The following is a 10,814-nucleotide window of genomic DNA, read 5'->3' as shown; positions in this document are numbered from 1 at the left end:
CACGTGGTTAAACCCGCCTCGCACGAGCAGCGCCTCGACGGAGCTGATGTAGTGCACCTGCGTATCGACGAGGTATGGCGCGACGCTTTTTGAGTAGATGAGGCGGCGCAGATCGGCGTCTATTTGTGCCCTTTTGGCGCTAAACGCGTCTCTGATACCGCCCAGGCGCTCGTCCACTTCGTCTTTTAGCTCGCCTTTTTTATCAAACGAGTTTGCGAGCTTTGACATCGGCTGCGGTATCTCGATTTTAGCGAGCCACTCGCCTAGTTTGCCCTCAAATTTAAGCGTTTTTAGGTAGGTAAAGTAGCTAATAATCTTAGCAAACTCAAAAATCTCGCTCACGTGCAGCGTGGCTTGCTTGCTAAGGCGAATGAGCGCGTCGTCTAGATTTTGAGCGGACGAGGGCGGATCAAACTGCTTTTGCGAGAGCTCTAAAATTTTTTCGTAATGCAACCTGCTACCGCCCGCCATAAAAAGCGGCTTTGGGCGCGCTAGAAAGGAGTTAAACCGCTCCATGTAGCCCTGCAGGTCTAAAATTTTTATAAGCCGCTCAAAGCCTTCCGCGTTTGTAAATTCTTTTTGCTCGCGGTGCGCCGCGACGTCTGAAATATCGCCGTTTCTTTGCTCGCGATAGACGTTATTTTCGCGCCCATTCGCCCCCCAAACGCCGCCTTGGGTCAAATTTTGATTATCTTTAAAATTTCGCAATTATTCGCCTTTAAATTCGCAGCCATCAAGCGCGATCTTGACGCTATTTAGCTCCTTTGCTGCGCGTTTTGCGACAAAGGAGGACGTACCGAACTCATAGTTAAATTTAGTATTATTAACGTCGAAATTTCCGCATTTTAGGGTTTTGCCTTGGTTAAAAAGCGCGACTAGCTCCAGTCTTTTGCCCTGCTCGCTTTCTAGTCTGGTCTCGTAAAAATACAGCGCCGTCGCGACAAAAATCACCGAAAAAGTGATGATAAATTTCGCCTTTTTACTTAGCTTCTCGTCGCTCACGCTAAATATCGCGATCGCGGCAAGCACGCCTAAAAGTACGATTATAACCCTCATGCATCGCCTCGCAGCTGATATGTGATGTCGCCCGCGCCAAAGCCGATCACTAGACCGTCATCGAGTAGGTTTTTTACGCCAAACTCGTCCGTAAAGACGATCCCATCGCCCTCGCGCGCGACTCTTTGCGTCATCACTGGGTTGTAGCGTTTAAACTCCTCTTTTAAATTTATCTCTATCGGCGTCTCGCCAGCGGCGTAAACAGGCAGGATAACTAGCTCATCTATGCCCTCAAAGCACTCTTTAAAGCCCTGTAAATTTGCGCTCAGACGCGTAAATCTGTGCGGCTGAAAGATCGCCGTGATCTTGGTGATACCTAACAACTTAGCGTATTCAAAGACCGATTGCAAAGTGGCCTTGATCTCGGTCGGATGGTGCGCATAGTCGTCGATGAGTACGAATTTTCGGCTAGCGGTTAGGATATCGAAACGCTTTTTGATGCCTTTGAAATTTAGCAAATTTTGCCTGATTTGCGCGAGAGACGTTTCATTTAGCGCGGCCAAGATCGCAAGCGACGCGTCCACGGCTATATGCTCGCCCATACCCAGCACCTCAAATTTGCCTAAATTTTTAAGATTAAACGCAGTATAAGGCACGAAATCGCGCACGATCATACTAAGCTCGGTGATATCGGCGCTCGGATAAAGGCGCACGGCGTCGAGCTTTAGCGTACCTAAAAACTCGTCCTCGGCGTTTATCACGCGCACCTTGGCTCGCTCCAAAAAGCCGCGATACGCCGCATGAAATTTCTCCAAATCATAGCCGTAGTGCTCCATATGCTCGGGCTCGGCGTTGGTGACGACGGCTAGATACGGGTTTGAGTTAAGAAAACTACTGTCGCTCTCGTCGGCCTCGAAGATGACGTTGTCGCAGGGCTCGTATTTCATATTTGAGCCAAACTGCTTACTGATAGCGCCGATGATGACAGAGCCCTCCACGAGGCTAGATAGCATAGCAGAGGTCGTGCTTTTGCCGTGCGCGCCCGCCACCGAAAACACGCGCTTACCTTCTAGCACCATCGGCAACGCCTCTTTGCGCGATAGGCAGTGCAGCCCTTTGCTACGCGCTTCGACGAGCTCGATGTTATCGGGCTTTATCGCGGCCGAGTAAATGACGAAGTCCTGATCCTTGATCGCGGCTTTGCTGTGCGGCGTGATGACGTCGATGCCCTGCGCGGCTAGCTCGCGCGTGGTCGGGCTTTCCTTGATGTCGCTACCGCTGATTATGAAACCCTTTTCGTGCAAAACCCGCGCGATCGCCGAGATACCGATACCGCCGATACCGATAAAATGGACCTTTTTACGCTCGATTTTGAAATTTTTTTGACTTGAATTTTCCATTGATTTTCCCTTAAATTTATTAGGCCGATTTTAGCGAAAATGAAATTTTGAGATGCTGAAAAGATGAAATTTATGTAGATTTTAGCGGTTTTACGGCAGCGCTTAGGACGCAGCGGAGTTTAAATTTAGGCTCAAATTTGACCCGCCGGATAAAGCTCAAATTTGATTCAAATTTAAATATCGGCGGGTCGACTGCGCAAAATAAGCTTCAAAAGCGAGATAAATTTAAAACAACGCCTCGTCCATTTCGGCCGGTTTTTCGATACCCATCAGCGCCAAAACGCTCGCGGCGATATTGTTTAGACCGCCTGCCTTTACCGCCTTTACGCCCTCGCCCATCGCGAAGCAAAATACGTCAAAAGTCGTGTGATTGGTTAGTAGATTGCCCTGCGCGTCCCTCATCTGCTCGCAGTTGCCGTGGTCGCTCGTGATGATTAGCGCATAGTTTTTTTCCTTGGCCTTTACCACGATGCGTCCTAGCGCCGTATCCACAGCCTCGACCGCCTTGACTGCCGCACCAAATTCGCCCGTATGGCCGACCATATCGCCGTTTGCGAAATTTACTACTATAAAATCCTGTCCGTCATCCATCCCTTTTAGCACCGCTTCGCATACGGCCTGTGCGCTCATTTCGGGCTTTTCGTCGTAGGTTTTTACTTTGGGGCTTGGCACGAGCACGCGCGTTTCGTTTTGGGCGAGCTCCTCGACGCCGCCGTTAAAGAAAAACGTCACATGCGCGTATTTCTCGGTCTCGGCGGTGTGTAGCTGCGTTAGACCCGCGTTTGCGACGACCTCGGCAAGGGTGTTTTTTAGCTTTTCGTTTTCAAACAGCACGGGAAAGGCAAAATTTGCGTCGTATTCGGTCATCGTGAGTAGATTTTTTACGACAAAAGGGCGCTCAAATTCGCTAAAATTTTCATCACCCAAAGCTGCCGCGATCTCGCGCACGCGGTCGTTTCTAAAATTTATAAATATCACTCCATCGCTCTCACCGATCCCGCCGAAACCCCCAAAGCTAGCCGGTACGATAAACTCGTCCGTCACGCCCGCCTCGTAGCTTTGCATGATGTATTCTAGCGGCGAGATAGTTTGCCCGTTTTCTCCTCGCGTCATCGCGCCGTAGGCCGTTTTTACGCGGTCCCAGCGCTTGTCGCGGTCCATCGCGTAAAACCTACCGCTAACGCTAGCTAGCCTAAAGCCCCCGCTTTGCGCCTTTTCTTGCAGTGATTTTATAAACGCCAGCCCGCTTTTTGGCCCCACGTCGCGGCCGTCCGTGATCGCATGAGCGAACACCTCGCAGCCGTTAGCGACCGCAAGAGAGCACATCGCGTCAAAGTGGCTCATGTGCGAGTGCACGCCTCCGTCTGAGTAGAGCCCGACGACGTGGACGCGTTTGCAGGTTTTAAACAAATTTAAAAGCTTTTCGCTTTTGGCTAGCGAGCCGTTTTCAAAACCGAGCGAAATTTTTACCAAATTTTGATACAAAACCCGCCCGCTGCCGATACACATATGTCCGACCTCGCTGTTTCCCATCTGTCCGTCAGGTAGGCCCACTGCCAGGCCCGAGGTTTTTATGAGCGTATTTGGCACGTTTTTAAACAACCAGTCGTATGTCGGCTTTTTTGCCGCCGCAAATGCGTTAAATTCGCTACTTTCATTATATCCTATACCGTCTGTGATCACCAAAATAGTTTTTTGCGCCATATTTCATCCTTTTTGACAGTAATTTTATCACAATTTGTTGTATATTTCTTAATATTAGATTAGATAAAACAGCGAAGTTAAAATATTGTTTTAAGGAAAAATTTACTTTATTTCTCGCTTTAAGGATGGAGTCCCCATTTCGATTAATGTAGCATTTGATTTTTTAAAATACTCCCTCCAAAAACTATCTAGAGAATTGAGTATCTGTGGATTTACATAGGCTTTGTCACTTTCGTTAAGCCCTGCACCCACGATGTAAATTTTGGCTGCACCGAAGTCTGCAAAAAGGCCGTTTTTATCTACAAAGCCAAGCTCTTTTTTGCTGTCTATTAGTCGCGGTTTGCCTTTGGAATAAAAGCTGGTAACAGATGAATTTTCCAGCATGTCAGAAGCTATCAGTACTATCTTGTCGTGTGCTTCATCTATAGATATCGTATTTTGCGCAAAATCTTTTAGCGCATATAAAACATCTGACTTGGCTATATTATCGCCTTTTTTTAAAAAAGCGTTTTTAATACTTTCACTTATATTTTTTCTTACATAGCCCAATTGATCTTTTAAACATTTATCAAATTTGGCTAAAACGCTTTTGTTTGTTTCATATCTTTGCTCTTGATTAAGCGGAAAGTCCAAGGTAAAATCAAACAATACTTCGTTGTATCTATCATGCAAGAAAGCTGAAAATTTAGCTATAAAAATATGATTGCCTTGTTTTGCGAATCGCAAAGTATTGTTTATGATTTGTTCTTTTAGCGACTCATCAAATAGTGTCGTCTCGTCTATAAGTACAAAAATCGCCTTTTCTTCGGCTAGGGTAGGCTTTTCGATTTTGTTCGCGTCATAGCAACTCGGTGCACAAAAAGCAACCGCACAAAATACGCAAAATAGTAAAATTTTTCTCATCTAGTCCTCCAGCTCCAACAATCTTTCTTCTAGATCCAAAATTCTCCCCTCGTCTCCGCCGTTTTTCTTAAGCTCTTTTAGCTCTTTTTTTATCTCCAAAATCTCTCTTCTTTTGACGTTATCGCGGGGAGTGGAAGTCGTTTGATTGGGCTCGGACTCAGACACAAAAGGTTCGCTTTTGCTTAAATTTTCTTGATTTTTCATGCGCTTATTAAACTGCCTTTGCTCGCTTTCGGCAACCTTTTGCTCTTGTTTGGACAAAGCTCTTGTTTGAATGTATCTTTCGAAAGTACGCTGGTTTGCGCTATTTAACAAATTTCTTTCGTCGGAATTAATCGTTGTACCGCCGATATACCTAGCCATTTTCGAGTGAAGAACGGCAAGCTTTTCGTTTGCTTTAGATATTATCCTATCCTTTTCTCGCTCGTAATAATCCTCAAATTCTTCCGCACTATAAAAACCTTTTATATAGCTATACGCCTTTTTACTTTCTTTGCCGACGAAGCCCCACTTGTATCCTAAAAGAATTCCTAAAATTTGAATAAAAACAAAAAGTACCGCTAAAACTATAAAAGTAGCCCAACCACCCTTTCTATCGGCATCTTGCTGTTCTTCCAAAGCCTTTTTATCAGCATTTTCTTGGATTTGCCCAAGTTCGCTTGGCGCATTATCGTATATATTTATACCAATGTTTGAAATTTCTTGATTTAGTTGCTTTTCAAGCACTTGTCCGCGTACGTAGGTAGCGCCTACGGCTATTAACGCGATTAAAATGGCCGTGATTACGGTTATATGCCATTTTGGAGTTACGTTTGCATTTGCATTTACTCTATTTAAGACTTTGATATATTTAGGTCTTCCATCGTCGGCTCTGTTGTTTTGTAGAGTAATTTCTTCGTTATCCGGTTTTAATCTAGGCTTATCGTTATCGTCGTTTATCCACCACTCTCTTATTTTCTTATACACGCTATTTCTATAAATTTCACCGCCCGTAAAATGCGTAAAACCGACCAAAATGACGGAGATAACAAAAGCGATCGCCAAAGCACCCTTTTGTTGCAACGATTCGCTAGCTCCAGGTATAGTATAACCAGCTAGCACGTAGGCAAAACCTAAGGCCTCCGCCACAACCAACAAAAATATAACTATCCACACCATAAGCGGGGCTTCTTTTCTATCAGTTTCTTGCGCCTTTTCTAGATATAAGGCACAGTTGGCATAAAAATCAGGATCCTTGCCAAGTAAATTTCTATAAAAGCTATAAAATTTGGAACAAATAGTCTTTTCGCTTTTAAACCAACCGTCTCTTTCGGTTTCTTTTAACTTATACAAGGACGCTATTGTACCCACAACCGGGAAGCTAGTCCAAAAGCAAAGCCACCAAAATTTAATCCTATCCCAAAATTTAATAATCAATAAAATCAAAATAATCGTAGCTATAACAGCACTAACCCAAAGGCGATATAGCGACAAGAAAGCCAAAATCCCATCCATTTACTCTCTCCTTAACGGCTTAATATTAAAATCTTTTTCCATCAAATTTCCGCTCGACGCAAAATAATAGACATATCCCGAGGCTTTTGACGCATCATTGTTATCAAAAACTATATCTAGACATTTTATAGGCGAGCCGTCGTCTTGTGCAAAAACTCTATAAAGTAAACCGTTTTTACCTCGATAAGTATTAACCCTACCCTCTATTTTAAAATCGGCGGTCTTTTTATTTATCGCGTCCTTATAGATAAAAATTTGAGGATTTTTATCCGCTTCGCCATCTTTTAGCACCGATATGGGACCGATGCCTAAGCGATTATTGTTTAAAACGGTATCCCAAGCTCCACCGTTTAGAGCCTTTTTGTGATCGGTAGTTTTATATACTATTTCACCGCCGTCAAGTTTTTTTAGCGCACCGTTTTCTCGGTATTCGTCCGCCGTGCAATTAAACGTAAAATTATCTGCATACGCCTTAGTTATTAGAGAAAAACCAATATCTTCCTTGCCGCCGTATCGATCTTCTAGCATAAACGAATCCCCGCTTCGCGGCCTACCTCCAAAATCTACAAATACGCCGCTTTTGACCGCTAGCGCGCTAGCTTTTTCGTTTTTTTTGACTTCCGTTTTTTTAGAGGATTTAGCCATTTTTGTTTTTTCTTTTACGGCACTGTTTTTGCCCTGAGTAGGCTCAGTTTTCGAAATTTGACTGGCCAAAACATCCTGCTTTCGTTCATCGGAAAATTTTTCCTGACCCGATTTAGAAATTTTAGTAAAAAAGGCCGGATTGCTATTATTTTCTTGCGCATATTTTACGATATCAGCCTCGCTTTGTAACTCAATAATTTCCACGCGCCTATTTTTAGCCCTGCCTTGTTCTTTATTGTTATCAGCTATGGGATTAGTTTCTCCCGCGCCTAGATAATAAATATTTTTTGCGTCGACTCCGTTTTCCGTAAAAATTTGCCCTACGGTTTTAGCGCGGGCTTCGGATAAAAGTTGATTTTTTGTACTAGATCCGCTATCGTCAGTATGTCCGACGACTAGTATTTTTTGCGAACCACCCTTATATGTACGGGCCATTTGCGAGAAATACTCGCTAGCTTGAGGGTTTAATACGCTTTGATTAGCGGCAAACTGACTCTCGCTAGTAGTTATACTTACTTTATCGCCTCTTTTGCCGTCTATTTTTACGTCTTCTTGCGTTATTTCAACGTTATACACTTGAGAGACTTTCTTTTGTTGCGCGCGTCTTTCGTCGATATAATCTCCGACGAAATATCCGATTACTCCGCCCACTACGGCTCCTATCACCATACCCTTATCGCCGCCAACTTCTTTGCCTATCGCCGCACCTCCGGCAGTTCCTATTGCGGTTCCACCAATCTTGCCGACGTTTTCGCCTAGATTGGCGCAACCATTCAGAGCTAAAACTAGCGGAACGCAGATAAAAATTCGTTTATTCATCTTAAAAATTTGCCTTCCAGTGGAGCTTATAAAAAAATTAAATATTACCATAAAAACATAGTCGTGTCAATAATTTTTTAATGCGAATTTATCCGAAAATAGAGGCAAGAACAATGAACTCTTTTAGGCAAATCACTTCTGATGAGGTCAAATTTAGCTTACTTTTAATGCTACTGTATTAAAATTAGTTTTTTTAAAATAAAGGCTTTTATGTTTTACTATATTTATGAACTATTAAATTTTAATATCTTTCAGTACATCACCGTTCGCGCGGGTTTTTCGTTTTTTATCGCATTTTGCTTGACCGTTTGGGCGCTGCCTAAATTTATCGCGTGGGCAAAGGCCAAAAATGCCGCCCAGCCCATCTATGAGCTAGCTCCGCAAACGCACCAAAAAAAGGCCAAAACGCCGACGATGGGCGGACTGGTCTTTATCGGAGCCGCACTTGCGGCGAGCGTGATTTGCGCGAGATTAGATAACGTTTTCGTCCTTGCCTCGCTGATTTGTCTAGCAGGCTTTACGGCGCTTGGATTTAAAGATGATTTTCGTAAAATCTCAGGCGGCAAAAACCACGACGGACTAAGCCCTAGAGCCAAGCTTGCGGTGCAAATTTTGATCGCGTTTGCGGTCTCGGCGATGCTGTATTTACACGGCGAGTTGGACAGTAAATTTTACCTACCGTTTTACAAATTTCCAGTGCTTGATCTAGGCGTTTTTGCGGTGGCCTTTTGGACGCTCGTTATCGTAGCGGCCTCAAATGCTGTAAATTTAACCGACGGCCTAGACGGTCTAGCTACAGTACCTGCGGTGTTTTCGCTACTGACGCTTGGCGTGTTTGCCTACATCTGCGGACACGCGGTGTTTAGCTCGTATCTGCTTTTGCCCAAGATCACGGGCGTGGGCGAAACGGTCGTCGTGGCCGCTGCGCTGATCGGCTCGCTGATGGGATTTTTGTGGTTTAACTGCCATCCGGCCGAGGTCTTCATGGGTGATAGCGGGAGCCTAAGCGTGGGCGCATATATCGGACTCATGGGCGTGATGACGAAAAACGAAATCCTACTCATCATCATCGGCTTCGTGTTCGTGATGGAGACCTTGAGCGTGATTTTGCAGGTCGGAAGCTTTAAGATTTTTAAAAAAAGAATTTTTCTCATGGCACCGATACATCATCATTTTGAGATAAAAGGCTGGGTGGAAAATAAGATTATCGTGAGATTTTGGCTCATCGCTGTTTTGGCAAATTTGATCGCCATGACTGCGCTAAAAATCAGGTAAATTTGAACCGAACAAACGGCGAAATAGCCGAGCTAGCCGCCGATAATATAACGCAAATTTTACGGGCAAAGGGGAGAAAATGAGAAAATCGCTATTTGGTTACGGCGGCACGACACGCGCGATCGCGAAGAACTTCGCAAAAGACGGCGGCTGGGACATTTACGACGATAAATTTAGCGAGATCTCAAGCGACGAATGGGGTAACACCCTACTGCCGCCAAACCTCTTTATACCCGCAAAAAGCAGCCTCGAGATCCCAAGCCCAGGCTTTCCTCCGAGCCACGAGCTGATTAAAAAAGCGCAAAATCTCATCAGCGAGTACGACTATTTTTACAAAATTTACGGCGCCAAAATGCCCTTTACCGTCTGGATCAGCGGTACGAACGGCAAAACCACGACGACAAAGATGACGCAGCACCTGCTGGCGCGCTACGGCTCGGTAATGGGCGGCAACGTCGGGGTTCCGCTCGCAGACCTTGACCCAAACGCCAAAATTTGGGTGCTAGAGACCAGCTCCTTTACGATGCACTACACGAACGCCGCGACGCCCGGCATCTACGCGCTTTTGCCTATCACGCCCGATCACCTCAGCTGGCACGGCGACTTTGCCGAGTATGAGCGCGCCAAACTAAAACCGCTAGCTATGATGGGCGAAAACACGGTCGCGATCCTGCCTAAAATTTACGCTGAAACGCCGACTAAAGCAAAGGTGATAAGCTACGAAAACGAGGCGGATTTGGCCGAGTTTTGCGGGGTAAATTTAAGCGATATCGCCTTTAAAACGCCGTTTTTAACGGACGCTCTTTTAGCGCTTGCTATCCAGAAAATTTTGCTCGATAGGTGCGACGCACGGCTGTTAAACGACTTTGTCATCGAGGGCAACAAGCTCGAGGAGTTTCGCGATGCGCGCGGCAGGACGTGGGTCAACGACACGAGGGCGACCAACATCGACGCGAGCATCCAAGCCGTAAAGCGATATGAGGGCAAATTTTTGCATTTGATCTTAGGCGGCGACGATAAGGGCGTGGATATGCGGCCGCTTTTTGAAGCTTTGCGCGGCGCCAAGGCGCAAATTTACGCTATCGGCTCAAATACGGACAAGCTAATGAATCTTGCGGGCGAGTTTAAAATCCCGGCCGTAAAATGCGAGCTTTTAAACGTCGCAGTCGGCGAGATAGATAAACGCTTTAAATTTGACGGAGTCGCTAAGACTGACGCAAATGATGAAAATTTGGACGAAATAGCGCTCTTAAGCCCTGCTGCGGCGAGCTTAGATCAGTTTAGCAGCTACGTAGAGCGCGGGGATGAATTTAAAAAAGCGATTTTAAATTTGCAAATTTGACGCGATATATGCGCCGTAAAACCTCGCTAAATTTGAACGACTGCCTTTGAAGCAAATTTTATACTTTAAAAAAAGCCGAATTTTACGTATTTAACCAAAATTTAAGTATCAAGTGGCTAAAATCACATTTCTTTTTAACAGCGTGGTTGGATAGCTCAGTCGGTAGAGCAGCAGACTGAAAATCTGCGTGTCGGCAGTTCGATTCTGCCTCTAACCACCATTTAAGTTTATTTTAA

8 protein-coding genes, 1 tRNA gene and 1 pseudogene are annotated in these 10,814 nt (G+C 45.1%); 3 read left to right on the top strand and 7 right to left on the bottom strand.

Features of this window, described 5'->3' with window-relative positions; translation table 11 throughout:
• The 7 genes and pseudogenes from H740_RS05720 to H740_RS05690 form a co-directional block, all read right to left on the bottom strand.
• Nucleotides 1-708 (bottom strand): annotated as a pseudogene (locus H740_RS05720) (hypothetical protein); the annotation flags it as partial.
• Nucleotides 709-1,056 carry a hypothetical protein gene (locus tag H740_RS05715; RefSeq protein ID WP_002952313.1) on the bottom strand — a complete coding sequence of 116 codons (348 nt, stop codon included), beginning with the start codon at nt 1,054-1,056 and terminating at the stop codon, nt 709-711.
• Nucleotides 1,053-2,396: a UDP-N-acetylmuramate--L-alanine ligase gene (gene murC, locus H740_RS05710; RefSeq protein WP_002952312.1), complete on the bottom strand. Its 1,344-nt coding sequence runs from the start codon at nt 2,394-2,396 to the stop codon at nt 1,053-1,055. The genes H740_RS05715 and murC overlap by 4 nt, the downstream gene beginning before the upstream one ends.
• A gap of 225 nt (nt 2,397-2,621) precedes the next feature.
• Nucleotides 2,622-4,100 (bottom strand): 2,3-bisphosphoglycerate-independent phosphoglycerate mutase, encoded by a 1,479-nt coding sequence (gene gpmI, locus H740_RS05705; protein ID WP_002952311.1) that lies wholly within the window; start codon nt 4,098-4,100, stop codon nt 2,622-2,624.
• Between the two features lie 102 nt (nt 4,101-4,202).
• Entirely contained in the window at nt 4,203-5,003 is an 801-nt protein-coding gene (locus H740_RS05700; RefSeq protein WP_002952309.1) for a hypothetical protein, read from the bottom strand.
• Nucleotides 5,004-6,497, bottom strand: a complete 1,494-nt coding sequence (locus H740_RS05695; RefSeq protein ID WP_002952308.1) for a hypothetical protein — start codon at nt 6,495-6,497, stop codon at nt 5,004-5,006.
• On the bottom strand, nt 6,498-7,961 hold the full coding sequence (locus H740_RS05690) for an OmpA family protein (protein WP_002952307.1): 1,464 nt from the start codon (nt 7,959-7,961) through the stop codon (nt 6,498-6,500).
• A 210-nt stretch (nt 7,962-8,171) separates the two neighbouring features.
• Here H740_RS05690 and mraY point away from each other — a divergent pair, with 210 nt between their 5' ends.
• The 3 genes from mraY to H740_RS05675 all read left to right on the top strand — a co-directional run bounded on the left by mraY (nt 8,172) and on the right by H740_RS05675 (nt 10,798).
• Nucleotides 8,172-9,236 (top strand): phospho-N-acetylmuramoyl-pentapeptide-transferase, encoded by a 1,065-nt coding sequence (mraY, locus tag H740_RS05685; protein ID WP_002952305.1) that lies wholly within the window; start codon nt 8,172-8,174, stop codon nt 9,234-9,236.
• A 79-nt stretch (nt 9,237-9,315) separates the two neighbouring features.
• Nucleotides 9,316-10,578, top strand: a complete 1,263-nt coding sequence (murD, locus tag H740_RS05680; protein ID WP_002952304.1) for a UDP-N-acetylmuramoyl-L-alanine--D-glutamate ligase — start codon at nt 9,316-9,318, stop codon at nt 10,576-10,578.
• Nucleotides 10,579-10,722: 144 nt separating this feature from the next.
• Nucleotides 10,723-10,798, top strand: a tRNA-Phe gene (locus tag H740_RS05675).
• Nucleotides 10,799-10,814 lie beyond the last annotated feature (16 nt).

The organism is Campylobacter showae CC57C (assembly GCF_000344295.2).
Classification (GTDB): Bacteria; Campylobacterota; Campylobacteria; order Campylobacterales; family Campylobacteraceae; genus Campylobacter_A; species Campylobacter_A showae_B.
Note: the sequence above shows the minus strand (reverse complement) of the source record. Positions and strands in the feature narration are given on the sequence as shown.

What these genes read in the sequence shown, in the direction of transcription:
- H740_RS05715 (WP_002952313.1), bottom strand. Translation starts at nt 1,056, where the DNA reads ATGAGGGTTATAATCGTACTTTTAGGCGTGCTTGCCGCGATCGCGATA.
- murC (WP_002952312.1), bottom strand. Translation starts at nt 2,396, where the DNA reads ATGGAAAATTCAAGTCAAAAAAATTTCAAAATCGAGCGTAAAAAGGTC.
- gpmI (WP_002952311.1), bottom strand. Translation starts at nt 4,100, where the DNA reads ATGGCGCAAAAAACTATTTTGGTGATCACAGACGGTATAGGATATAAT.
- H740_RS05700 (WP_002952309.1), bottom strand. Translation starts at nt 5,003, where the DNA reads ATGAGAAAAATTTTACTATTTTGCGTATTTTGTGCGGTTGCTTTTTGT.
- H740_RS05695 (WP_002952308.1), bottom strand. Translation starts at nt 6,497, where the DNA reads ATGGATGGGATTTTGGCTTTCTTGTCGCTATATCGCCTTTGGGTTAGT.
- H740_RS05690 (WP_002952307.1), bottom strand. Translation starts at nt 7,961, where the DNA reads ATGAATAAACGAATTTTTATCTGCGTTCCGCTAGTTTTAGCTCTGAAT.
- mraY (WP_002952305.1), top strand. Translation starts at nt 8,172, where the DNA reads ATGTTTTACTATATTTATGAACTATTAAATTTTAATATCTTTCAGTAC.
- murD (WP_002952304.1), top strand. Translation starts at nt 9,316, where the DNA reads ATGAGAAAATCGCTATTTGGTTACGGCGGCACGACACGCGCGATCGCG.